Annotated in this window: 21 protein-coding genes and 1 tRNA gene; 12 read left to right on the forward strand and 10 right to left on the reverse strand. The window is 57.6% G+C overall.

Features of this window, described 5'->3' with window-relative positions:
- Positions 1 to 14: 14 nt before the first annotated feature.
- On the reverse strand, positions 15 to 1451 hold the full coding sequence (locus KU43P_RS06595) for a M48 family metalloprotease (RefSeq protein ID WP_317661676.1): 1437 nt from the start codon (positions 1449 to 1451) through the stop codon (positions 15 to 17).
- A 108-nt stretch (positions 1452 to 1559) separates the two neighbouring features.
- Here KU43P_RS06595 and KU43P_RS06600 point away from each other — a divergent pair, with 108 nt between their 5' ends.
- Both KU43P_RS06600 and KU43P_RS06605 read left to right on the forward strand, forming a co-directional pair.
- Positions 1560 to 1799, forward strand: coding sequence for a sulfurtransferase TusA family protein (locus KU43P_RS06600; protein WP_008097503.1), 240 nt, complete (start codon positions 1560 to 1562; stop codon positions 1797 to 1799).
- A gap of 20 nt (positions 1800 to 1819) precedes the next feature.
- Positions 1820 to 2890 carry an AI-2E family transporter gene (locus KU43P_RS06605; RefSeq protein ID WP_317661678.1) on the forward strand — a complete coding sequence of 357 codons (1071 nt, stop codon included), beginning with the start codon at positions 1820 to 1822 and terminating at the stop codon, positions 2888 to 2890.
- Between the two features lie 120 nt (positions 2891 to 3010).
- Here KU43P_RS06605 and KU43P_RS06610 read toward each other — a convergent pair whose 3' ends face one another.
- Both KU43P_RS06610 and KU43P_RS06615 read right to left on the reverse strand, forming a co-directional pair.
- Complete coding sequence (locus KU43P_RS06610) at positions 3011 to 3484, reverse strand: peroxiredoxin (RefSeq protein WP_317661680.1); 474 nt, start codon at positions 3482 to 3484, stop codon at positions 3011 to 3013.
- A gap of 11 nt (positions 3485 to 3495) precedes the next feature.
- Positions 3496 to 4056 (reverse strand): glycine cleavage system protein R, encoded by a 561-nt coding sequence (locus tag KU43P_RS06615; RefSeq protein ID WP_008097509.1) that lies wholly within the window; start codon positions 4054 to 4056, stop codon positions 3496 to 3498.
- 260 nt (positions 4057 to 4316) lie between these two features.
- Between KU43P_RS06615 and dapA the strand changes: the two genes are divergently transcribed.
- From dapA to KU43P_RS06645, 6 genes are all read left to right on the forward strand, one after another.
- A complete protein-coding gene (dapA, locus tag KU43P_RS06620) occupies positions 4317 to 5204 on the forward strand; it encodes a 4-hydroxy-tetrahydrodipicolinate synthase (RefSeq protein ID WP_317661682.1) in 888 nt (295 codons plus the stop codon).
- A gap of 15 nt (positions 5205 to 5219) precedes the next feature.
- A complete protein-coding gene (gene bamC / locus KU43P_RS06625; RefSeq protein WP_317661684.1) occupies positions 5220 to 6338 on the forward strand; it encodes an outer membrane protein assembly factor BamC in 1119 nt (372 codons plus the stop codon).
- A complete protein-coding gene (locus tag KU43P_RS06630; protein ID WP_317661685.1) occupies positions 6339 to 7097 on the forward strand; it encodes an MBL fold metallo-hydrolase in 759 nt (252 codons plus the stop codon).
- A 31-nt stretch (positions 7098 to 7128) separates the two neighbouring features.
- Positions 7129 to 7839 (forward strand): phosphoribosylaminoimidazolesuccinocarboxamide synthase, encoded by a 711-nt coding sequence (gene purC / locus KU43P_RS06635; RefSeq protein ID WP_011535129.1) that lies wholly within the window; start codon positions 7129 to 7131, stop codon positions 7837 to 7839.
- Between the two features lie 92 nt (positions 7840 to 7931).
- Positions 7932 to 8021, forward strand: a tRNA-Ser gene (locus KU43P_RS06640).
- Positions 8022 to 8169: 148 nt separating this feature from the next.
- Positions 8170 to 8367, forward strand: coding sequence for a hypothetical protein (locus KU43P_RS06645; RefSeq protein WP_024717632.1), 198 nt, complete (start codon positions 8170 to 8172; stop codon positions 8365 to 8367).
- A gap of 108 nt (positions 8368 to 8475) precedes the next feature.
- Here the strand turns inward: KU43P_RS06645 and KU43P_RS06650 are convergent, their stop codons facing one another.
- The gene (locus KU43P_RS06650) at positions 8476 to 9042 is read right to left on the reverse strand and encodes a recombinase family protein (protein ID WP_317661692.1); all 567 of its coding nucleotides are present in this window, start codon (positions 9040 to 9042) and stop codon (positions 8476 to 8478) included.
- A 208-nt stretch (positions 9043 to 9250) separates the two neighbouring features.
- On the opposite strand from KU43P_RS06650, the gene KU43P_RS06655 reads away from it, so the two are divergent.
- Positions 9251 to 10267: an SPOR domain-containing protein gene (locus tag KU43P_RS06655; protein WP_317661693.1), complete on the forward strand. Its 1017-nt coding sequence runs from the start codon at positions 9251 to 9253 to the stop codon at positions 10265 to 10267.
- Between the two features lie 478 nt (positions 10268 to 10745).
- Here KU43P_RS06655 and KU43P_RS06660 read toward each other — a convergent pair whose 3' ends face one another.
- From KU43P_RS06660 to KU43P_RS06680, 5 genes are all read right to left on the reverse strand, one after another.
- A complete protein-coding gene (locus KU43P_RS06660) occupies positions 10746 to 10994 on the reverse strand; it encodes a hypothetical protein (protein WP_317661694.1) in 249 nt (82 codons plus the stop codon).
- Positions 10994 to 11470, reverse strand: coding sequence for a hypothetical protein (locus tag KU43P_RS06665; protein ID WP_317661695.1), 477 nt, complete (start codon positions 11468 to 11470; stop codon positions 10994 to 10996). The genes KU43P_RS06660 and KU43P_RS06665 overlap by 1 nt, the downstream gene beginning before the upstream one ends.
- Positions 11471 to 11771: 301 nt before the next feature.
- Positions 11772 to 13034 (reverse strand): primase-helicase family protein, encoded by a 1263-nt coding sequence (locus KU43P_RS06670; RefSeq protein ID WP_317661696.1) that lies wholly within the window; start codon positions 13032 to 13034, stop codon positions 11772 to 11774.
- A gap of 938 nt (positions 13035 to 13972) precedes the next feature.
- On the reverse strand, positions 13973 to 14587 hold the full coding sequence (locus tag KU43P_RS06675) for a tyrosine-type recombinase/integrase (RefSeq protein WP_317661697.1): 615 nt from the start codon (positions 14585 to 14587) through the stop codon (positions 13973 to 13975).
- Complete coding sequence (locus KU43P_RS06680; protein WP_317661699.1) at positions 14550 to 15521, reverse strand: DUF6538 domain-containing protein; 972 nt, start codon at positions 15519 to 15521, stop codon at positions 14550 to 14552. The genes KU43P_RS06675 and KU43P_RS06680 overlap by 38 nt, the downstream gene beginning before the upstream one ends.
- Positions 15522 to 15976: 455 nt before the next feature.
- Between KU43P_RS06680 and KU43P_RS06685 the strand changes: the two genes are divergently transcribed.
- Together KU43P_RS06685 and mqo are read left to right on the forward strand one after the other, a co-directional pair.
- Positions 15977 to 18835: an HD domain-containing phosphohydrolase gene (locus KU43P_RS06685; RefSeq protein ID WP_317661701.1), complete on the forward strand. Its 2859-nt coding sequence runs from the start codon at positions 15977 to 15979 to the stop codon at positions 18833 to 18835.
- 391 nt (positions 18836 to 19226) lie between these two features.
- Positions 19227 to 20864 (forward strand): malate dehydrogenase (quinone), encoded by a 1638-nt coding sequence (mqo, locus tag KU43P_RS06690; RefSeq protein ID WP_317661703.1) that lies wholly within the window; start codon positions 19227 to 19229, stop codon positions 20862 to 20864.
- 405 nt (positions 20865 to 21269) lie between these two features.
- Here mqo and KU43P_RS06695 read toward each other — a convergent pair whose 3' ends face one another.
- Positions 21270 to 21605: a helix-turn-helix domain-containing protein gene (locus KU43P_RS06695; protein WP_317661705.1), complete on the reverse strand. Its 336-nt coding sequence runs from the start codon at positions 21603 to 21605 to the stop codon at positions 21270 to 21272.
- Between the two features lie 50 nt (positions 21606 to 21655).
- Between KU43P_RS06695 and xenA the strand changes: the two genes are divergently transcribed.
- A complete protein-coding gene (gene xenA, locus KU43P_RS06700) occupies positions 21656 to 22747 on the forward strand; it encodes a xenobiotic reductase XenA (RefSeq protein WP_317661707.1) in 1092 nt (363 codons plus the stop codon).
- Positions 22748 to 22771: the final 24 nt, after the last annotated feature.

A 22771-nucleotide genomic window follows, 5' to 3' on the forward strand; every position in this document is an offset into this window, starting at 1 on the left:
GCAAATCAGCCCCTCTAGCGCCCCATCATCTCCTGAACCATGCGCCGCTGCTCCATGATCTCCCGCTGGCGCTGGTCGATCTGCGAAGCCAGCGGGAAGTTGCCACCCGCACGGCGCTTGGCGTAATCCAGCTGCTGGATCGCCTGGTCAAAGTCCCCCACCAAGGTGAAGTACTCGGCTCGCGCCCGGTGCAGGCCAATGGTGTTGCCCGACAACCCACGTACTTCCGCCATGTCGTACCACACGTCCGGATCGTCCGGGCGGCTCTTGAGCAGGTCGTTCAATACCTTCTCCGCCTCTGCCGGTTTGTTCTGCTTGACCAGCAAGTCGGCGCGCACCTGTTTCAGCGGGTAGTTGCCTGGATACAAGCCTTGCATGCGCTCGGCCCTTTGCTGGGCATCGGCCAGGCGGTTATTGGTGATATCCAGGTCGATCTGCGCCAGGTTGTAAGTGATGTCGTTAGGCGCCTTGGCCAGCAGCGGCTTGAGATTCTCACGCGCTTCGTTGAGTTGCCCCCCCTTGATTTGGGCCAGGGCCAGGCCGTAGCGGGCGGCGTCCAGCTTGGGGTCTTCGTCGAGCTGGGCACGGAAACGCTTGGCGGCGAGGCCTGGGGTGCCTTCGTAAGTAAGTGCCACGCGGGCACGAATCAGCTGATAGCGCTGGCTGTCTTCGACGCCGCCCTTGGGCGCCTGCTCGGCGCGGTTGCGGGTGTCGGCGATACGCGATTCGGTCACCGGGTGGGTCAGCAGAAATTCCGGTGGCTTGGCGTCGTAGCGGTACTGACGCGCCAGGCGCTCGAACATGGTTGGCATGTTGCGAGGGTCGTAACCGGCCTTTTCCAGGTTCTGGATGCCGACACGGTCGGCCTCTTGCTCGTTCTGCCGCGAGAAACGCCGCTGCTCCTGGATCGCCGCCGCCTGGGTGCCGGCAATCATGCCAATACCCGCATCGCCAGCACCCCCGGCTGCCAGCACGATACCCGCCAGCAACGCGGCCATCATCGGCAGTTGCATACGTTGCTGGGCCTCGACGCCGCGGGCGAAGTGGCGCTGTGACAAGTGCGCCAGTTCGTGGGCCAGTACCGAGGCGTATTCACCTTCGGTCTGGGCATTGAGGAACAGGCCTCCGTTGACCCCGACGATGCCACCGGGGGCGGCAAAGGCGTTGAGTTCCTTGCTGTCGATGAGGATGAATTCCAGGCGCCGGTCCTGCAGCTGGCTGGTTTCGGCCAACCGGTACACCGTGGTCTCGACGTAATCCTTGAGCTGCGGGTCGTTCAGCTGGTTGACCTGGCCGCGCAGCAGGCTCAGCCAGGCGCGGCCGAGCTGGTGTTCCTGCTGTGGCGAGACGATCGCGGAACTGGCGTCGCCCAGTGATGGCAGGTCGTCAGCATGGCCGGGGAGGGCCATCAGGCAGGCCAGCGTCAGCAGGGTAGGGCGCAGTAGGTTCATGCACGAAGCTCGCGTCGGATAAAGCACCTACTGTAGCCGGCTCACACGTTGGCGACCAGTGGCGGTATCCTAGCCAGCCTGTCTGCCCCGCTTGTGGAGAATGCCCCGATGAGTGACACCCTGACCTGCGACGCCGAACTGGACGCCAGCGGGCTGAACTGCCCCTTGCCCCTGCTCAAGGCGAAGATGGAACTCAATCGCCTGGCCAGCGGCGCGGTGCTCAAGGTGATCGCCACCGACGCCGGTTCCCAGCGCGACTTCCGCACTTTTGCCCAGTTGGCCGGTCATACGCTGCTGCGTGAAACGGCCGAGGCCGGCACCTACACCTACTGGCTGCGCAAGGCCTGAGTCTCAATCAAGGATCGTCAATGTTCAAAGTGCTTCGCGACTGGCTGCATCGCTACTTCTCCGATGAAGAGGCGGTGGTGCTGGCGGTGCTGCTGTTCCTGGCCTTCACTGCGGTTCTGACCCTCGGCGGCATGCTCGCGCCGGTGTTGGCGGGGATGGTGCTGGCGTTCCTGATGCAGGGGTTGGTCAATGCCCTGGAGCGCATCCGGGTGCCGACCCGGCTTGCGGTGATGCTGGTGTTCGCCCTGTTCATGGGCGCGCTGGCGGTGTTCCTGCTGGTGCTGGTGCCGCTGCTCTGGCACCAGCTCATCACCTTGTTCAACGAGTTGCCGGGCATGCTCGGCAAGTGGCAGTCGCTGTTGTTGCTGTTGCCGGAGCGTTACCCGCACCTTGTGTCGGACGAGCAGGTGCTGCGCGCCATCGAGTCAGTGCGCGGCGAGATCGGCAAGTTCGGCCAGTGGGCGCTGACCTTCTCGCTGTCGAGCCTGCCACTGCTGGTCAACGCCATGATCTATCTGGTGCTGGTGCCGATTCTGGTGTTCTTCTTTCTCAAGGATCGCGAGCTGATCGGGCGCTGGGTCAGTGGTTATCTGCCGCGCCAGCGGACCCTGCTCAACCGTGTGGGCAGCGAGATGAACCGGCAGATCGCCAACTACATTCGCGGCAAGGGCATCGAGATCCTGATCTGCGGGATAGCCACCTACATCGCTTTCATCAGCCTGGGGCTCAACTACGCCGCCTTGCTGGCGCTGCTGGTTGGGTTGTCGGTGGTGGTGCCGTATGTGGGGGCGGTGGTTGTGACCGTACCAGTGACACTGATTGCGCTGTTCCAGTGGGGGTGGGGTGACCAGTTCATCTACCTGATGACGGTGTACGCGATCATCCAGGCCCTGGATGGCAACGTGCTGGTGCCGCTGTTGTTCTCCGAAGCAGTAAGCCTGCACCCGGTGGCGATCATCTGCGCGGTGTTGCTGTTTGGCGGGCTGTGGGGGTTCTGGGGGATCTTCTTTGCGATCCCACTGGCGACGCTGATCAAGGCGGTGCTGGATGCCTGGCCGCGGCAGGAGGTCAGCGTTTCACCGATACTCTGAATGCAATCGGGGCCGCTTCGCGCCCCATCGCCGGCAAGCCGGCTCCCACAGATAGTGCATGTACTTTTTCTGTGGGAGCCGGCTTGCCGGCGATGGGGCGCGAAGCGGCCCCGCTCGATCTCAAGCCTTGTCCAGCGCCTGAGCCGCCGCCAGCACTGCATCCACATGCCCGGGCACCTTCACCCCACGCCATTCCTGGCGCAGCACGCCGTTCTTGTCGATCAGGAAAGTGCTGCGGTCAACCCCCATGTATTCCTTGCCATAAAGCTTCTTCAGCTTGATCACGTCGAACAGCTGGCACAGGGCTTCGTCCTTGTCGCTGATCAGCTCGAACGGGAAGCCCTGCTTGGTCTTGAAGTTCTCGTGCGACTTGATGCCATCGCGCGACACGCCGAACACCACGGTGTTGGCCGCGGCGAAGGCCGCGTGCTGGTCACGGAAGCCCTGGCCTTCGGTGGTGCAGCCCGGGGTGCTGTCCTTGGGGTAGAAGTACAGCACCACTTGCTGGCCCTTGAGCTGAGCCAGGCTGACGGCCTGGCCGCTGGTGGCCTGGGCCTGGAAGTCGGTGACAGGTTGGTCGAGTGCTACAGCCATGACGGGTTTCCTTACACGGGGTTCTGTGGGCGCCAAGGTTCGATCAGCGCATCCAGGTTAAGGGCGTCGGCAAAGTCGAGGAACTGGTCGCGCAGCCAGCTGATCTGGGTGCCGGCCGGCAGGATCACGGTGAACTGGGCATTGAGCATGCTGCTGCCGGTCTGCGGCGCCAGGTAGGTGTCGCAGGTCATGGCTTCGAGCTCGACGCGGTGGTCGAGGAAGAACTGGCACAGTTCGTTGATGATGTCCGGGCGATAGGCGGCGCTGACGTAGGCCACATAAGGCAGGGCCTGCGGGCGCACCTCCTGGTCGGCGCTGCGCACCACGTCGAGGGTCAGGCCGTGCTTCTTGCCCAGGCCCGGCAGGGTGGATTCGAGGCGCGCCAGGGCGTCCCAGCTACCGCCCACCTGCAAGACCAGGGCGCTGGTCTCGCCATGCCGGCTCAGGCGCGAGGTGACTACCGCGCAGCGGTTTTCGAAGGCGGCGCGGCTGAGGACGTTGGCCAGCTCCATCGGGTTGGGGCCCAAGGCGCTGATGACGAGGAATTGTTCGCGGACGGTGGGGGTGGACATGCAGCATTCCTAAAGCGATGAGCGGTCGGTGCAGGACGGGCAAAAGCCTCCTGTCGGCAGGGCCCGGGGCTCGCAAGCGAGGACGTGGACGCAGGCCGGGGAGCAAGGTCGACGGCCCGGCGGGCCGCGCTGCACCGATCAAAGGGTCAAGGGTAGCGAAATAAGGCGCCGAGGGGAATGCTCCGCCCGCCTGCTTCGCTTGTGCAAGGCCGATGCCCCCAGTACCATTACCGCTCTCTTTTTCCGGCAGGAGCAGTTACATGATTGCGGGCAGTATGGTGGCATTGGTCACACCCATGGATGCACAAGGGCGTCTTGACTGGGGCAGCCTCGACAAACTTGTAGACTTCCACCTGGAAAATGGCACCCACGCGATCGTCGCTGTCGGCACCACCGGTGAGTCCGCCACGCTGGATGTCGAAGAACACATCCTGGTCATCAAGCACGTGGTCGAGCGCGTCAAGCACAGCAAGAAGCCGATTCCGGTGATCGCCGGTACCGGCGCCAACTCCACCGCCGAAGCCGTGCACCTGACCCAGAACGCCAAGAACGCCGGCGCCGACGCCTGCCTGCTGGTGGTACCGTACTACAACAAGCCGACCCAGGAAGGCCTGTACCAGCACTTCAAGCACATCGCCGAAGCCGTCGACATCCCGCAGATCCTCTACAACGTACCCGGCCGCACCTCCTGCGACATGCAAGCCGAGACCGTGATCCGCCTGTCGAGCGTGCCGAACATCATCGGTATCAAGGAAGCCACCGGCGACCTGGTGCGCGCCAAGGCCATCCTCGATGGCGTCGACAAGGACTTCATCGTCCTGTCCGGCGATGACCCGACCGCCGTCGAGCTGATCCTGATGGGCGGCAAGGGCAACATCTCCGTTACCGCCAATGTCGCCCCGCGCGAAATGGCCGATCTGTGCGAGGCCGCCCTTGAGGGCAATGCCGAGAAGGCCCGCGCGATCAACGAAAAACTCATGCCGCTGCACAAAGACCTGTTCTGCGAAGCCAACCCGATCCCGGTGAAATGGGCGCTGGTTGAAATGGGCCTGATGCACAAGGGCATTCGCTTGCCGCTGACCTGGCTGAGCGAAGGCTGTCACGAAAAAGTCCGTACTGCCTTGCGCCAGTCCGGCGTACTGGTTTAAGAGGAAGTACACCGCATGAAGCGACTGGCTGGTCTTTCCGCGCTCGCCCTGATTATCTCCAGCACCAGTGGGTGTGGCTGGCTGTGGGGCGAGGATGGCTATTTCCGCGACCGCGGCAGCGATTACCTGCAGGCTCACCCGACCGCACCGATGCAACTGCCGCAGGACGCCAGCAACGTCAAGCGCCTTGATCCGCTGCTGCCGATCCCGCGCAATGTGGCCGATGACCGCGCCACCGGCGAATTCGAAGTACCACGCCCGCAGCCACTGGTGGGCGGTGCAGAAGTCAGCGATTTCACCCTGCAGCGCAGCGGCAGCAGCCGTTGGGTCCTGGCCCAGCGCTCGCCGGCCGAAGTGTGGCCGGTGGCCCGCCAGTTCTTCGAGGACAACGGTTTCCGCATCGCTGAAGAGCGCCCGCAAACCGGCGAATTCAATACCACCTGGCAGCGTTTCGACGAACTGTCGGCTTCGCTCGGCCAGCGCCTGGCCAGCACCGCAAGCAGCGGTGACAGCGAAGTGCGCGTGCGTGTTCGCATGGAGCCCGGTGTGCAGCGCAACACCTCCGAGGTGTACATCGTCAGCGTCGAGCGCCCGGCGGGCAGCACGGCCGAGCCTGCGTTCCCGTCCACTTCCAGCAATACCGGCGCCGATGCGCTGCTGGTCGACGAAATGCTTGCCAGCATGAACCGCAGCGCCGAGAAGGGCGGTTCGGTGTCGCTGCTGGCCGCGCGCGACTTCGACGCGCCGAGCCGCGTCAGCCTGAGCGAAGACGGCAGCGGCAACCCGGTGCTGTACCTGGGTGCCGACCTGGACCGTGCCTGGTCTAGCGTAGGCCGCGCCCTGGAGCAGGGTGGCGAATGGCGCGTCGAGGACATCAACCGCAGCCTGGGCCTGTACTACATCAACCTGTCGGAAAAACCAGACGACAAGCAGAACCAGCCGGGCTTCTTCAGCCGCATGTTCGGCAGCGAACCGTCCAAGGAAGAGCGTGAAGCCCGCGCCGAGCGCTACCAGGTCCGCCTGAGCAAGGTGGGCGAGAGCGTGCAGGTTACCGTCGAGAAGAACATCAACACCGTGGCCCCGGCCGATGTCGCCCGTCGCGTGCTGAGCGCCATTCAGGACCACCTGGGTTAAGTGCGCTTCGCGGTACTCGGAAGCGGAAGCCAGGGAAATGGCACGCTGATCGCCAGTGGTGACACCTTCATCCTGGTCGATTGCGGGTTTTCCCTGCGCGAAACCGAGCGGCGCCTGGCGCTGCTCGGGGTGTCGGCGGCGCAATTGAGCGCGGTGCTGGTCACCCACGAACATGCCGACCATGTGCATGGGGTGGGGTTGCTCTCACGGCGCTACAATGTACCGGTCTACCTCAGCCAAGGGACCTTGCGCGGCTTGCGCAAGCCGGTGGAGGTGGCCGGTTTTCTCGCCTGCGGCGACACCCTGCGCATCGGCTGCCTGGACGTAAGTGCGGCGCGGGTCGAGCACGACGCCTACGAGCCGCTGCAGTATGTGCTCAGCGACGGCCACCGGCGCTTTGGCATGCTCACCGACCTCGGCTCCTACGACGCCCGGTTGCTGGAGCGCTACCAAGGCCTGGACGCCCTGCTGATCGAAGCCAACCACTGCCGCGACCTGCTGGCACGCGGGCACTACCCGTACTTCCTCAAGCAGCGCGTGGGCGGCATGCAAGGCCATTTGAACAATCACCAGGCTGCCAGCCTGGTGCAAGAGTTGGGCTGGAGCAACCTGCAACACCTGGTACTGGCCCACCTCAGCAGCAAGAACAACCTGCCACAACTGGCCCGCCAGTGCTTTGTCGACACCCTCGGGTGCGACCCGGACTGGCTCCAGGTGGCAAATCAGGAACATGGGCTCGACTGGCGCGAAATCGCCTAGCCCAACACTCAAGCAAGCGGAGCCCTCCACCATGGAAAAACGCGACGAACTCTACCGCGGCAAAGCCAAATCGGTTTACAAGACCGACGACGCCGACCGCTTGATCCTGCTGTTCCGTAACGACACCTCGGCGTTCGACGGCAAGCGCATCGAACAACTCGACCGCAAAGGCATGGTGAACAACAAGTTCAACGCCTTCATCATGCAGAAGCTCGAAGAAGCCGGCGTGCCGACCCAATTCGACAAGCTGCTGGGCGACAACGAGTGCCTGGTGAAGAAGCTGGACATGATCCCGGTCGAGTGCGTGGTGCGTAACTATGCCGCCGGCAGCCTGGTCAAGCGCCTGGGCGTGGAGGAGGGCATCAAGCTGGAGCCTTCCACCTTCGAGCTGTTCCTGAAGAACGACGAGAAGGGCGACCCCTTCATCAACGAATCCCACGTTGTCGCGTTCGGTTGGGGTACCGCCGAGCAGCTGGTTGAAATGAAGAAGCTGTCGCTGAAGGTCAACGAAGTGCTGAGCAAGCTGTTCGACGACGCCGGCCTGCTGCTGGTCGACTTCAAGCTGGAGTTCGGCGTGTTCCACGGCCAAATCGTCTTGGGTGACGAGTTCAGCCCGGACGGCTGCCGCCTGTGGGACAAGGAAACCCGCAAGAAGATGGACAAGGACCGCTTCCGCCAGGGTCTGGGCGACGTGATCGAAGCCTACGAAGAAGTTGCCAAGCGCCTTGGCGTGCCGCTGTAAGCGGCGCGTTCACGCAAGCGCCTGATACCACGCGATTTTTTTGAAAATAAAGGTTTGCGTTTTCAGAATTCGCTGGTATGATGCGCGGCATTGGAGAGATGCCGGAGTGGTCGAACGGGACGGATTCGAAATCCGTTGTACTGGCAACAGTACCTAGGGTTCAAATCCCTATCTCTCCGCCATATATAGAAAGCCCTTGTAATTCAATGAGTTACAGGGGCTTTTTCTTTTCTGTTTTACTACTTGCTTTTACTACTCATTTCCCAATCGGTTATCCTCTGATTCGAGAGTGCTGGCGCATTGCCCACTCTGAGCGATCACGGAGGAAAAATGGCGGTTAATTCGTTCAGCCCTAAGAAATATGTGGACCATACCATCGTTGATGAAAATGGCTACACGGTCGGCCATATTCGCGTGAAGCCAAGCGGAGTGCTGTGGTCCCCAAGCGGAGGCAAGGGGTGGTATGGGATTCCGCTCGAAGATTTCGCAGCCTTCATGGTTAACCATGGAAGCAAACAGACGAAGTAGCTCTGGCGAGAGGGCAGCATTGTCAAGCGGGATCGGTAAATGAGAAATCCTACCATCTGTGCTTTATAGAAATATCGAGGGCTACGCCTGTAGCCCTGCCGTTCTCCTTCATTTGTTCCAATGACGTTTGACTGTCGCTATCCCAAGGCCCAATTTATTGGCTGTCTCGCTCTGACTCAAATTGTCTGTCTTGCACGCCTGAACCTTTGCAATCGTTTCTGTAGCTTCTGGGCGTCCCAGTTTCTTGCCCTCAGCCTTTGCACGGATAAGACCTTGCTGTGTGCGTTCTATCAGCAGGTCACGCTCAAACTCTGCTACAGCGCTCAATACCTGCATAGTCATCTTGCCTGCTGCGGATGTGAGGTCTACGCCGCCGAGGGCCAGGCAGTGAACACGAATTCCGTGATCTGCGAGATGCTCAACAGTTTGACGGACATCCATTGCGTTACGGCCCAGTCGGTCAAGCTTAGTAACGATCAACACGTCTCCCGATTCCATCCGCTCCAGCAGCTTTTGAAAACCCTTACGTTCCTTAGCAGCAACACTGCCCGATACTGTCTCTTCCACTACACGGCTGACCTGCACGTCAAAGCCTGCTGTCTTAACTTCTTGCAGTTGGTTTTCAGTGAACTGGTTGGAGGTACTGACACGGGCGTAGAGGAAAGTGCGAGACATTTGATTGATCCCTTCAAGTATCATTTAACGTAGGATCATTATAGATTGGTATCGAAAACTACGTAAAGCTATTTTTATGATCCTCTATACCGTCTGTCAGATTGGTATCGTTTAACGGTCGATTCTTGATACCGAGGACGGTCCTGCTTGAAGGAACCCCGGCGTAGTGGCAATGTGTCCTCATCGTTCAAGGATGGAAGGTGTGGTGATGGCGCTGATTGATTGCTACGAATGCGGAAAGCGGATTAGTGACACTGCTGCATCGTGTCCAAGCTGTGGAGCGCCTGCGAAGAAAAAAACTCCTGACAGGATCGACGCGAGCTTTCAGATTCCATCGACGCCATCGCGAGTGGTCAGCTTCCCCTTGTTTCTGGCGGTGATCTTTGCACCCTTCATTTTTTTTTGGTTTCTCTTGAGGCATGGATACAGTAGTAAGGTCAGGGCCTTGGGCCTATGCTGGCTGGTCATTTTCGTTTACTTGTATTTTGCGTCCAATAACTTGCCAAATGGGCCCGAGTCGCAGATAGCTGCCGCCCCCCCACCTAAATCTAAGCTGCAATTGTTAGATGAAAAATACCCTGAAAGCAGTGCCCTCTATGAGGAGGTCAACTCAGCAGTGGGCTGTGGCAGTAAATTCAGTGATCAAAAAAAGAAGGATATTTTTGACAGAGACTACAAGAATCACTGGATGACCTGGAGAGGTGTAGTCGCTCTAGCTGATGCCGATGACGTGTCGCTAAATCTCGATGGTGTAGGGATACAGGACTTGCAGGTTGATTTCCTGAGCAAGGGCGCTGGTTACGACCTGAAGAAGGGGGATAAGATTCAGGTGAGGTTTCTCATGTCCACTGCTGGTGGCTGTTTCTTACCATTCTGGGGTGACTACGCTGTTATTGATGGCAAACGTAGTGCCGGTATCGAACAGGCAGCGGTTCAGGACATTAAATCGCAGGCTGGCATGCTCGACGATGTAGATGCAAAATCCGGTGCCTTACGCTGGTCGATTCAGGTGGCATCGCTGTCAGATCAATCTACAGCTGAATCATTGGTCAGCACTCTCAAAAGATCGGGATACGTCGCCTATTTGACACGCACCGACAACGTTAGCCGCGTATTCATCGGCCCGTTAACTGAGCGAGCAGAGGCTGACCGTCTTAGAGAACAGCTAAAACAGAGCTTCCACCTTAATGGTTTTGTTGTCAGATATGTCCCAAGACAGATATGACCAGATACTTTGCGATAGCGCTGATTTCAGCTTGGTACTGAGGGAGATCTACGACGAAGCTAGGAGAACGTCAATGCATCTGCTGGCGTGCCTCCATCACACTCACACGACCCTCAAGCCTGTTCGCGTTCGTGTCCAATCTCTCCGAGAGGTTGTTTAACCGTAGCTCGGCATAACTGGCTTGAGATAGCTGGATAGTCTGTAGCTGATCCACACGGCTTGATAGTTGAGCTACCTGCTCCGATGTGGCGTTCGCTATGGTGTGGGTGTGAATGGTGAGCGCGAGTGTGGACACTGTCATCAGCGTCATTACCGCGCTAATTGTTAAATTTATTTTCGTGTTAATTGTAATTTTCTCGTTGTTGTGGGCGGAAAGCAATCGTGCTTGACATGTAAACATCAAAGGTCAATAAACATGCGGGTTGTAGAGGTGTAGGAGGCCCATTAGACCTCCGTTATCTATCCTGATTAGTGCTCTTTATTGTTGGTATCGCTCCAACAAAATTTTGTGCGTTAGGTCAGCACTCTCATTCATCAACCTTTCTAACCTTGATGTTGGAGCAGGTTTCGATGCTTCGAGCATCTTATCAATATGATGCTGAATTTCTTCTTCTGACAGTGACGCCTCAACCGGCTCAGCTTGTGTTGCCGGTGTTTGTTTCTTGGCTGCATTGCGAGCCAGGGCACGCTCAAGTTGCTTATTAAGGCTATTGTAATTGATAGGCATTATTGTTTATCCTTTTCAAATGAAAGATTGGCGAAGAATTCTTCTGCTTCAGCCAGGGCGTTAGCCCGGTCTTTATCTTCTTTTGCTTGCAGAGCCTTGGCTTCTTTTTCTTTCTTCTGATGGAAAAGTTGCTCTGCGAGTAGAAGTTTGTTTTTCTCTTTTAGGGCTTCCAGTTCTTCAAGGTAATTTTCTTCCGTTTGTTTGGCAACATCGCTTAGCAAATCAGCAATGTTGGTTTTCTGAAGGTACACAGTAAGCGTGAACGTCGCGTCAGTTTTGTGATGCTCTGAAAGTGTGCGACCTTCCTTAAACAGCATTTCAAGTTGCGGCATCAGAATAGCGGCGGGGCCATCAAGTCGATCAACTGAATTGAAACTGCGGAGAAACAGTTTCTTAGCTTTCTCAATTCGACTATCAAGTTCTGTTTGAGAGAAAACGAACTCGTTAATGTTCACATGTTTGGTTTTATTAATCATGATTTATTACCTTTTGGTTTTGGATGGGCAAAGAGTGCCCGTTGTTTGCTCATATGAGCAAATTCGTTGAGAATTTTATTAATGCCTTTTTAAAGGCGGGAGAAGCATCTTCGCGCTACACTACGTTACGCTATCGTCAATTTCGCTTCGCTCTCTTGACTAACCTTAATACTTATAATAATACTCGGAACGACCCTTCAGACTATTCAGGGTTGGCTATGACATGTTACTAGTAAGATCTACAGGTCTGAATGTTAAATATAAGTTGCGCAGAGTATGCTTCAGACTATTCAGAGAGAATTCAGAAAGCGTTGAGGTTTAGCTTCTTTAGCTCGTCTTTTAAATATTTCGGAGCGGAGTCTTTATTGAAGCCCCTTGCAATGCCAGCAGGGGTGATGTGTAGAACCCCCTCATCCGTTCGCTTTGATATACAGCCAAGTTGCTCCAGCACAGCAGCAATCTTTCTGTCCGATATTGGTTGCTGACTGTCTACTGACAGACAAGCCTTGATACTAGACACGTTGACCACGGGAGCCTTTTCAATCATTTTTTCGATCTGCTCTGCAATCTTATCCTCTAGAGACCAGCCTAGGCGGGCCTGTTTACTTTCTGTCATGATCGCTGGCGCGTAGGGGCTGTATTTATACAGATCCACAGTCTCAAGATAGTCACGTACTTTCTGAAAGCCCCCGCAATCGAGCCAGTGGGCAAACTTACCGATGAAGCTCTGCGACTCAGCTTGATTAACTTTATATTCAATGAATTCAGGGATGAAAAAACGTCGATCAGATGATTCAAAATAGACAGGATCATAATCATTAGAGGCAATCATAAGATTTAATTTGTTGTCCACAGTAACCACTGGTAGTCCTTTACGATTTATCATAAGTGTTTCGTTGCTTTGATAAATTTTAAGTACGTTGGTAGTCCGTCTTTTATCTACATAGCACTCATCACAGAGCAGCGTGGTTTTACCTATCAGGGCATCTTGGAACGTCCCTACGATATCTGACAGAGAGCATACATCCGCGCTCACTCCCATAATTCCTCTCATCAACGTACCCACCATGAAGGTTTTACCAATCCCCTGACGCGAACGTAGAACGGGAGTAGCAATTATCTTCTGTTCTGGACGACGAATAGCGTGTGCTACCCACCAGAGCATGTAGTCTCGCTCGGCTTCAACCTTGAACATCCGTTGCATATAATCAAGGAAAGGGCCTACGTCTTCGGCAGGGACATTGGAACCTGAATAGCTGACCTTATGAGCCTTCCAAGTGTTGACCAATCCACCGGGCAAGAATGCGGGACCGTTGGGTACGAAGCCGTCCCCGTAGGAGTAATCAAGGCAAGCGAGAAGATATGCGCCTGATGCTTTTGAATCTGTCCCGCCCATTTGTTTATAAAATGCTCTGAGGACGCCTGTGCCGCCTTGCACGGTGCCTGTTACCAAGTCCATAAACTTATCGTTCGCGGTGTTGGAGGGTACGCCTATAAAGCGTTTCTTTACGGCGGCTACTGCGTTGTTATGGCTGTTATCGGTTGTTGTTGCTGGGTTCGTCATTGGTGTTTACCTCGATAGATGGGTTTTTATTTTCAAACAGTGCTTTGTATAGGCCGCTGATCATTAAGTTGAGTTGATGATTGGTGCTTGTGTTGCCGTAATACTGCATGATCTTCAAAAGCTCAGACGAAGATCGCTCATTGAGATGTATTCTCATTAGATGTTACCTCTTGATATGTATGCTTGCGGTTGGGTTAATGGGCTGAAACAGCCGTTTCTTTCATAACAGCTTGTGCTGTCAGAAACTCTTGCATCTCTGCCAAGTGGTTAAATACCTCGCTAGGCGAGAGAGCTGGGAAAAGTTTTACTCTTGCTCTGTGCCACTTTCCGTGGCAGGTCGAGGAGCAGATTGCTCGATTGGAGCGCTTGGTTAACATTTGTGTGCCACATACAATACATGGGCGAAATATAGCGGCCATAAAGATTCCTTTCGGCAGAAGGGGGTGATCGCGAAAAATAATAAATTCGATTCGAGAGAAAGCCCCACTAACTCACGAGGAATAGATAAGCTGACGGGGCTTGGGTGTCTGATGCTGCCTGCGTAATAACATCAGAAGGAATTGCTGTCGCGGTAGTAAGGAGAGGAAAAACTAACGGACAACAAATATCAACATTTGTCACATTGAAGAAAGGCGAAGAATGTTGATGGTGAAACGAAAGTGACGCAGAGGATTAAATGGTTTTTCTCGTTGCGAGATAAATTTAATCCATGCATCTATTATACAGGTCTACCCCCTAATTTTGCAATGGGGGCAAGCGAACTTGTCGCGTATGGAATATATATTGTCGCATTTGCGGCAACAATTTAAACGTGGTCTTCATAGTTTAATTGCTTTCACTGTTTAGACGCATCTCAACACCAAAAAGTCACATCTTACAGCGACTTTTATAAAATATTTTCTGGTTGAGTGGTGCGCATAATTTTAGCATTGAGTTTATCAAGTTAGTTTAAAGGCGAGCTTTTCTATCGCGGCGGACTTCTGCCCTTCGCTATGGCCAGCACTGTAGACATCAAACGTTACTGTTCCTGTTTCGTGGCCTACCAATTCAGCGATGAGGATGCCGGGAACGTCCTGGCGTTGTAGCTGGGTAATAACGGTTTTCCGTATAGAGTGGAATACGTACGCCTTGCCGAATGAAAGCTCTTTTTTCAAGCGTCCAAAGGCTTTGCTTAGCCCGTCAGATCTATTGCCGTATTTGTTATTGGAAGCGGTAGATATCAGGTAGCCGTCTTTTGTGTTAGTCACTAAACGATTAATCAGCGGCTTGATATGGCTATGTATGGGGACTGATCGAATACCTGCACGGGTCTTGGAGTCTTCGATTTTGAAACTCTCGATGCCTTCGATTGCCACGACGCTCTCTGTGCGAAGTCTGCATAGCTCCTCGATACGGCAGCCTGTATAGGCCCCAAGCTGGATGAGCACACACAGTCGGTCATTACCCTTCGTTTTGGCGTGCTCGTAAATCTTTTCGATTTCTTCGGGGGTAAATGCTAGTCGTTCAGTTTCGGCTTTAGCCTTCCCTAAGCTTGGGGAGGTCGTGATTTTCAAACGGGTTAGCTTTTTCCTTGAAGTCTTTGCTCCATGCACTGTCATGCTTCATAGCCCATTTCCAGAACGTGTTACCGGCCAGAAGGTATTGAGCCTTGGTTTTGGAAGACAGGCCAAGTGAATCAAGCCATGATCCTATCGAGTCGGTATTAAGCTCAAGACTCTCTGTTTTCAAAAACTGAGAAAGCTTTTTGAGTTTGGATTCTTGCTGATCGACCGTTTTGGCGGGTAATCCGTTGGACAACCTGAACTCTTTGAATTTGGCTAGTCGTGTATCCGTGATTGGGGAGCGCATAGGAACAAGGTCAGGGTTGGCCCGGATGGATCTGGCTTCCTCGATCTCTTGTGGAGACAAGCTATAGGAGGCTATGAGAGCTTCACTCCCCAGCTTTTGGAATGCATTGGATACCTTCTGAGCAAGGCCTGCTGCTGAAATACTGTCAGGCAGACCTTTCTCCAGCGAATCTAGGTATTCCAGCATCACCTCACCGAATTCACTCACCTGCTGATGCAACCCATGCTCCATCATCTCGACCAATATGGGCTCCAATTCGGTGAAGAATGAGAGGTCGATGGGGGCGATGGCCCGTTGCTTCCTGACACTAGAAAATATGCTTTGTAGACGCTGATTCAGAGTCTCTTGTGAGCTACGGCTAAGCGCTGCTACATCTTCACGCCAGCGTGTTGCATCCTCAAGCTTACCTGCACGTATGGCCTGGAACTGGGCTTTCCAAGCTGAAATTATGGGCCAGCGCCGTTCTTTGGCTTCGGCTAGGTTACTGGTCCCAGTGGTTTTGGTGAGGGTGCTTTGTCCGTCGTAGGCGTGGCGGATGTCCACGGGGATGACGATGCGGGCGTAGTATGTGGACTCGCCTTTTTTCTGAATGAGATAGCTAGCTTTCATTCCCCAATACCGAGCAATTTTACTACTCATTTTTACTACTGTTGATCTCTGTAGTCCAGCATTGCTGGGCTCAATGGCTGAAAACCTCTTTGGCAGAGAATCCCTATCTCTCCGCCATACGCGAAGTAGTCGAAGCCCCCGAAAACATTGATGTTTTCGGGGGCTTCGTCGTTTCAGGATCCGGTTTCAGGGCAAACCTTGCATCCCACGCCGTCGTGCTTTAAAACCTTCCTGTCAGGATGATGGCTAAATGCCTGTCCGTCTTCGCCGACGATATTGCCCTTTAACAGCTAAGCTCCTCGCGGTAGGTGTAAAGCCGGCATCATCGACATGGCCGACATTTCTCTTCAAGTCGCTGCACATGGAGCACCTGGGATGGGCTATGTGTTGTTGGGTCACGGTGCCGGGCTGGCAGATTACGGGGTGATGTACGCCGCACTTGCAGCTCACGCTGCCAGACGTTCGCGCTAGCAGCCGCAACAGCCATGAACGACCAAGGACGTAGCATCTCGCTACAGCTGCTGGTGACCCTGGCCATCTTGCTGGGCATGCTGCTGCTCGGTATGGGCCTGGCCTGGCAGGGTTATCGCGGCACCCAGCAGGCACTGGTGGCCGCCGCCGGCGATGCCGCCCAGCAACTGGGCAAGACCATCGACGAGCGCGCCCGGCGTCTGCTCGACCCGGCGCAAAGCAGTATCCGGCTGCTCGCCTTCAATCCGGCTGCCAGTAGCTTGGCCGAGCGCCTTGAGCGCCTGCCGCAGCTGGTCGAGAGCCTCAATGCCAACAAGATGCTCAGCGCCGCTTATGTCGGTTACCCCAATGGCGAATTCCTGCTGGTCCGCCGGTTGCGCGACCCGCAATTATTGCAACGTTACGCTGCGCCAGCAGGCACCCGCTTTCTGGTTCAGAGCGTCAGCAAGGCGGGGGACGGTAGCGGTCAGGGTGAGTGGCGCTTCTACGATCAGCAATTGAACCTCCTGCAAACCCAGTCCAAGCCGGACTATCGCTACGACCCGCGCCCGCGTCCCTGGTTCGTCGAGGCCTCTGGGCGCTCGACCACCGTGCTCACCAACCCTTACGTATTCTTCACCACCCGTGAAGTCGGCATGACCATGGCCCAGCGTAGCGTCGACGGCGCGGCGGTGATCGGCATGGATGTGTCGGTCAATGATCTGGTCAGCGAGAGCCAGGATTTGCGCATGACCCCCGGCACCGAGACTGCCGTCATCGATGAGCGGGGCAATGTGGTGGCGTACCCGGATCTGAAGCGCGTCATTCTGCAGGAAGGGGAGGCGGTGCGCCTGTCGCGTATCGATGAACTGGGCATTCCCAGCCTCGAGCGCATCCACGCCAACCCGCTCCAGGGCGGCCGGCCGCAACCCTATGAAGTGCAGGGCAAGACCTGGTATGGCATGCGCCTGCCGCTCACCTCGCTGGTCGGCGAAAACTTCCAGGTGCTGATTGCCGTGCCGGGCGATGAGTTGCTGGCCGATGCGCGCAAGGTCCTGTTCGAGCAGATGCTCTGGGCGGCGGCGCTGATGGCCGTGCTATTGCTGCTGGGCGTCGTGCTTGGCCAGCGTATCGTCCGCCCGCTGCGCCTGCTGGCCGAGCAGGTGCGCGGCATTGCCGGGTTCGATTTCAGCCGCGAGGTGGGGGTGACGTCACGGGTGTCCGAGGTGCGCGAACTGAGCCAGGTACTGAGCCGCATGTCCGGCACCATCCGCAACTTCCAGGCGATCACGCTCACGTTAAGCCGGGAAAGCCAGCTGGAGCGCATGCTGGAGGGGGTGCTCAAACATCTGGTTGACGCCGCTGGCGTCAAGGCGGGCGCGGTCTACCTGTTCGATGACGACCAGTCCCAGCTGCGTCTGGCCGCTTCATGCCGGGGCGAGGGCTACCCGGACGTAATGACGGTGGCCGCGCATGAGCATGAAAAGCTGGCGGAGGTCGTGAAGCGTACGCTGGAGCTGCGCGGGCGAAGTCTAGCGGTGCTGCTGCGGGACCGTGGCCAGGTGCTGCTTGGCATCCTGGTGTTGCAACTGGATGAGGGGCAGGCGGGGGATGAAGTGGGCCAGCCGTTCCGGCAGTTCGTCGAGGAGCTGTCCGGTACTGCCGCGGTGGCCATCGAGACGCGGCAACTGGCCGAAGCTCAACAACGGCTGCTGGACGCCATGATCAAGCTGCTGGCTGATGCCATCGATGCCAAAAGCCCGTATACCGGCGGCCATTGCGAACGGGTACCGCAACTGGCGCAGATGCTGCTGGACCAGGTGGTGCAGGCCGACAGCGGCCCCTACGCCGACTTCGGCATGACCGAGGTCGAGCGCTACGAGTTTCGGGTGGCCGCCTGGCTGCATGATTGCGGCAAGATCACCAGCCCCGAGTATGTGGTGGACAAGGCGACCAAGCTGGAGTCTTTGTACAACCGCATCCACGAAATCCGCATGCGTTTCGAGGTGCTCTGGCGAGATGCCGAGCTGGCTTATTGGCAAGGGCTGGCGAGCGGGGCGGAGCAGCAGGCGCTGCAAGCGTCGCTGGAACGTTGCCAGGCCGAGTTGCAGGAGGAATTCGCCTTCGTCGCCAAGGCCAACTTGGGTGGCGAGTTCATGGAAGCGGGCGATATCGAACAATTGCAGCAGATCGGCCAGCGCCGCTGGCGGCGGCATTTCGACAACCGCCTGGGTATTTCCCGTGACGAGGAAGAGCGTTTCAAGGGTGTACCGCTGCTGCCGTTGCCGGTGGATGAGCGGCTCCTGGCCGACCGCCCCGAGCATCGGTTGCCCTGGGGGGCGCGCAAGCCGCCGGTGGTCAAGGGCGACCCGCGCAATGCCTGGGGCTTCGACATGAGGCTGCCGGCGAATGTGAGCGATCAGGGCGAGTTGTACAACCTGTCGATCCGACGCGGCACGTTGAACGACGAGGAGCGCTTCAAGATCAACGAACATATTGTGCAGACCATCATCATGCTTTCCAGCTTGCCGTTCCCGCGTCATCTGCGCAGGGTGCCGGACATCGCCGGCAATCACCACGAGAAGATGGATGGCAGCGGGTATCCGAGGCGCCTGGGCAAAGATGAGCTGAGCATCGCCGAGCGGGTGATGGCGATCGCCGACATCTTCGAGGCGCTGACGGCTGCCGACCGGCCGTACAAGGCGCCGAAGACCTTGTCAGAGTCGGTGAAGATCATGGTGTCGATGGCGCGAGACAATCACATCGACGGGCAGCTGATGCGGCTGTTCCTCAGCAGCGGTGTGTATCGGCAGTATGCCGAGCGGTTCCTCTGCGAAGAGCAGATCGATGAAGTGGATGTGGAATACTGGTTGGCGCAGATAGGCGGCTGCTGACGCAGGATCGCTTTGCGGCCCATCGCCGGCAAGCCGGCTCCCACAGAGCGTTGCGCGATGCAGTTGGAGCGGTGGGTTATCCCGTCTTTCTATCCTCTGCCCCGACCTGCATTTCAACTGCGCAACCGGCAACATGGCGCAGTACGCCGTGACAACCTGCCGCTGAGGCAACCTGCCGTCTTGACGCCCGGCCCCTCGGTTTGTTTGTGCTGGCAATTCAGAATACAATCAGCGAAACGATTCAGCTTTGTTGGTCAATTCGACAAAAGCCTGGGTCGTTTTCTGGTTCTCTGGCCGCTGAACAATGACCATAACAAGCCTGCGCGGAAGAACATGAAACACCTGGGCCAGCCACAGGCCCGTCCTCCGTTCTACAGACTGGAATTGATAAATGTTCAAGAAAGCTGGCAAGACCTTGCTGGGTCTGGCTGTCGCTGCGAGCTTCATGCAAGCGCACGCCGCAGAAACCAAGAAAGTCGATGTGCTGCTGGTCGGCGGCGGCATCATGAGTTCCACCCTGGCCGTGTGGCTGCACGAGCTGGAGCCGAGCTGGTCGATGGAAATGGTCGAGCGCCTCGATGGCGTCGCCGAAGAAAGCTCCAACGGCTGGAACAACGCCGGCACCGGCCACTCCGCGCTGGCCGAGCTGAACTACACCCCGGAAGACAAAGACGGCAACGTCAACATCTCCAAGGCCATCGAAATCAACGAAGCCTTCCAGATCTCCCGTCAGTTCTGGGCCTGGCAAGTGCGCCAGGGCGTGCTGAAGAACCCGCATTCGTTCATCAACACCACCCCGCACATGAGCTTCGTCTGGGGCGATGACAACATCAAGTTCCTCAAGAAGCGTTACGACGCGCTGCAAGCCAGCCCGCTGTTCCGCCCGATGCAGTACTCCGAGGACCACGCGCAGATCGCCAAGTGGGTCCCGTTGATGATGGAAGGCCGCGACCCGAACCAGAAGCTGGCCGTGACCTGGACGCCAATCGGCACCGACGTCAACTTCGGCGAGATCACTCGCCAGTTCGTCGGCCACCTGAAGACCCAGGAAAACTTCAACCTGCAGCTGTCCAGCGAAGTGCAGGACATCACCCGCAACGAAGACGGCTCCTGGCACGTCGAGTACAAGAACCTGAAGGACGGTACCAAAACGGCCACCGACGCCAAGTTCCTGTTCATCGGTGCCGGCGGCGGCGCGCTGAAGCTGCTGCAGAAGTCGGGCATTCCTGAAGCCAAGGAATACGCAGGCTTCCCGGTGGGCGGCTCGTTCCTGGTGACCGAGAACCCAACCATCGCCATGCAGCACATGGCCAAGGCCTACGGCATCGCCTCGACCGGTGCACCGCCCATGTCGGTTCCGCACCTCGATACCCGCGTGTTGGACGGCAAGCGCGTGATCCTGTTCGGGCCATTCGCCACCTTCTCGACCAAGTTCCTGAAGAACGGCTCGTACCTGGACCTGCTGAGCACCACCACCCCGCACAACGTGTGGCCGATGACCAAGGTCGGTATCGAGCAGTACCCGCTGGTCGAGTACCTCGCCGGTCAGCTGATGCTGTCGGACGACGACCGCTTCGAAGCCCTGCGCACCTACTTCCCGAACGCCAAGAAGGAAGACTGGAAGCTGTGGCAAGCCGGCCAGCGCGTGCAGATCATCAAGCGTGACGAAGAGAAGGGCGGCGTGCTGAAGCTGGGTACCGAAGTGGTGGCCTCGCAAGACCGCACCATCGCCGGCCTGCTGGGTGCATCGCCGGGCGCTTCGACCGCTGCGCCGATCATGCTGAACGTGCTGGAAACCGTGTTCAAGGAAAAGGTGGCGACGCCTGAGTGGCAAGCCAAGATCAAAGAGATCGTGCCGAGCTACGGTACCAAGCTGAATGCTTCGGCGGCTGCTACGCAGAAAGAGTGGAACTACACCGCTGAAGTGCTGCAGCTGGGGAAACCGCCGGTGATCGACGAGGGCGTCGGTACCACCACTGGCGTGGTCAAGCCGGTTGAGAGCAAGCCTGAGAACGACATGGCGCTGTAAGCAGCGGCCTTGTTGAGATCGAAAGCCACGGGGGTGACCTCGTGGCTTTTTTTTGCCTGTACCGGGCCCTATCGCTGGCAAGCCAGCTCCCACAGAATGCGCGCAGTTTTGAAACATTGCGCGGGACCGGTGGGGGCTGGCTTGCCAGCGATAGGGCCGGACAGACCACCACCGATCGGAAATCCCGCTTGAGGCCGCATGTTGCGGGGTGGGCAAGTGTGTCGCTTCGCGCTGCGCAAGACCGACATTCGATAAAGACACCCGCACCTTGCGCCTGCAGCGATCCCTTGTGGGAGCCGGCTTGCCGGCAATGAGGCCGGGGCAGGCACAACACCATCACCCTGTACAGCCTGTTCGGGCCCTATCGCCGGCAAGCCGGCTCCCACAGGAAGGACATGCTGCTGTTCATTGCTGACGGAGGATGCATTCCAGCAGCCCTGGGAACCGGCCGTCGAGCATTTCGCTGCGCAACGAGTTCATGTGGGTAGTCCCCACGTTCCGGGTGTGCACCAGCCCCGCATCGCGCAGCACGCGAAAGTGATGCGACATGCTCGACTTCGGCCGGCCGCCATCCAGCTCGCCGCAACTGGCTTCGGTGACACCTGCCAGGTGGCGCACGATCTCCAGGCGCACGGGGTCGCTCAGCGCATAGAGCACGCGCTCCAGGATCAGGTCTTCGGGGTTGGGATGTTTGTAGGCTCGCATGGTCGCCATGATAACGGGGGTTTCACAAATTGCCATAGTTCGAATATGATCGAACAATCGTATTCAGATGACCCCGGAGTCTGCTCATGTCTGCATTGTTCCAACCCTATACCCTCAAGGACGTCACCCTGCGCAACCGCATCGCCATCCCGCCGATGTGCCAGTACATGGCCGAGGACGGCATGATCAACGACTGGCACTACGTGCACCTGGCAGGCCTGGCGCGTGGCGGCGCGGGTTTGCTGGTAGTCGAGGCCACTGCGGTGGCGCCGGAAGGGCGTATCACCCCTGGCTGTGCCGGTATCTGGAGCGACGCCCATGCCCAAGCTTTCGTGCCGGTGGTGCAGGCGATCAAGGCCGCAGGTTCCGTGCCTGGCATCCAGATCGCCCACGCCGGGCGCAAGGCCAGCGCCAACCGCCCGTGGGAGGGTGACGACCATATCGCTGCGGATGACGCACGCGGCTGGGAAACCATTGCCCCGTCGGCCATCGCCTTTGGCGCACACCTGCCGAAAGTGCCGCGGGAAATGACCTTGGACGACATTGCCCGGGTCAAGCAGGACTTCGTTGACGCCGCCCGTCGTGCGCGTGATGCCGGCTTCGAGTGGATCGAGCTGCATTTTGCCCATGGCTATCTGGGCCAGAGCTTCTTCTCCGAGCATTCCAACCAGCGCACCGACGCCTATGGTGGCAGCTTCGAGAACCGTAGCCGCTTCCTGCTGGAAACCCTGGCTGCCGTGCGTGAGGTATGGCCGGAAAACTTGCCGCTGACCGCCCGTTTCGGTGTGCTGGAGTATGACGGCCGTGATGAGCAGACCCTGGATGAGTCCATCGAGCTGGCGCGCATGTTCAAGGCCGGTGGGCTGGACCTGCTGAGCGTCAGCGTGGGCTTCACCATCCCGGAAACCAACATTCCGTGGGGGCCGGCGTTCATGGGGCCGATTGCCGAGCGCGTGCGCCGTGAGGCAGGGTTGCCGGTGACTTCGGCGTGGGGCTTTGGAACCCCGCAATTGGCTGAGGCCGCGCTGCAGGCAAACCAACTGGACCTGGTATCGGTGGGGCGTGCGCACCTGGCTGATCCGCACTGGGCGTATTCTGCAGCCAAGGCATTGGGCGTGGACAAGGCCTCCTGGACCTTGCCTGCGCCCTATGCGCATTGGCTTGAGCGGTATCGCTGAGTGACCTGGGGGCTGCTGCGCAGC

It is taken from the genome of Pseudomonas sp. KU43P (assembly GCF_033095865.1).
In the GTDB taxonomy this organism is placed as follows: Bacteria; Pseudomonadota; Gammaproteobacteria; order Pseudomonadales; family Pseudomonadaceae; genus Aquipseudomonas.

Excerpts from the sequence above, each read along its gene's own strand:
- KU43P_RS06605 (WP_317661678.1), top strand. The coding sequence starts at position 1,820 with ATGTTCAAAGTGCTTCGCGACTGGCTGCATCGCTACTTCTCCGATGAA.
- KU43P_RS06665 (WP_317661695.1), bottom strand. The coding sequence starts at position 11,470 with ATGATTAATAAAACCAAACATGTGAACATTAACGAGTTCGTTTTCTCT.
- purC (WP_011535129.1), top strand. The coding sequence starts at position 7,129 with ATGGAAAAACGCGACGAACTCTACCGCGGCAAAGCCAAATCGGTTTAC.
- KU43P_RS06610 (WP_317661680.1), bottom strand. The coding sequence starts at position 3,484 with ATGGCTGTAGCACTCGACCAACCTGTCACCGACTTCCAGGCCCAGGCC.
- mqo (WP_317661703.1), top strand. The coding sequence starts at position 19,227 with ATGTTCAAGAAAGCTGGCAAGACCTTGCTGGGTCTGGCTGTCGCTGCG.
- KU43P_RS06615 (WP_008097509.1), bottom strand. The coding sequence starts at position 4,056 with ATGTCCACCCCCACCGTCCGCGAACAATTCCTCGTCATCAGCGCCTTG.
- KU43P_RS06670 (WP_317661696.1), bottom strand. The coding sequence starts at position 13,034 with ATGACGAACCCAGCAACAACAACCGATAACAGCCATAACAACGCAGTA.
- KU43P_RS06595 (WP_317661676.1), bottom strand. The coding sequence starts at position 1,451 with ATGAACCTACTGCGCCCTACCCTGCTGACGCTGGCCTGCCTGATGGCC.
- KU43P_RS06600 (WP_008097503.1), top strand. The coding sequence starts at position 1,560 with ATGAGTGACACCCTGACCTGCGACGCCGAACTGGACGCCAGCGGGCTG.
- KU43P_RS06680 (WP_317661699.1), bottom strand. The coding sequence starts at position 15,521 with ATGAGTAGTAAAATTGCTCGGTATTGGGGAATGAAAGCTAGCTATCTC.
- KU43P_RS06645 (WP_024717632.1), top strand. The coding sequence starts at position 8,170 with ATGGCGGTTAATTCGTTCAGCCCTAAGAAATATGTGGACCATACCATC.
- KU43P_RS06660 (WP_317661694.1), bottom strand. The coding sequence starts at position 10,994 with ATGCCTATCAATTACAATAGCCTTAATAAGCAACTTGAGCGTGCCCTG.
- bamC (WP_317661684.1), top strand. The coding sequence starts at position 5,220 with ATGAAGCGACTGGCTGGTCTTTCCGCGCTCGCCCTGATTATCTCCAGC.
- KU43P_RS06695 (WP_317661705.1), bottom strand. The coding sequence starts at position 21,605 with ATGGCAATTTGTGAAACCCCCGTTATCATGGCGACCATGCGAGCCTAC.
- dapA (WP_317661682.1), top strand. The coding sequence starts at position 4,317 with ATGATTGCGGGCAGTATGGTGGCATTGGTCACACCCATGGATGCACAA.
- KU43P_RS06655 (WP_317661693.1), top strand. The coding sequence starts at position 9,251 with ATGGCGCTGATTGATTGCTACGAATGCGGAAAGCGGATTAGTGACACT.
- xenA (WP_317661707.1), top strand. The coding sequence starts at position 21,656 with ATGTCTGCATTGTTCCAACCCTATACCCTCAAGGACGTCACCCTGCGC.
- KU43P_RS06650 (WP_317661692.1), bottom strand. The coding sequence starts at position 9,042 with ATGTCTCGCACTTTCCTCTACGCCCGTGTCAGTACCTCCAACCAGTTC.
- KU43P_RS06685 (WP_317661701.1), top strand. The coding sequence starts at position 15,977 with ATGAACGACCAAGGACGTAGCATCTCGCTACAGCTGCTGGTGACCCTG.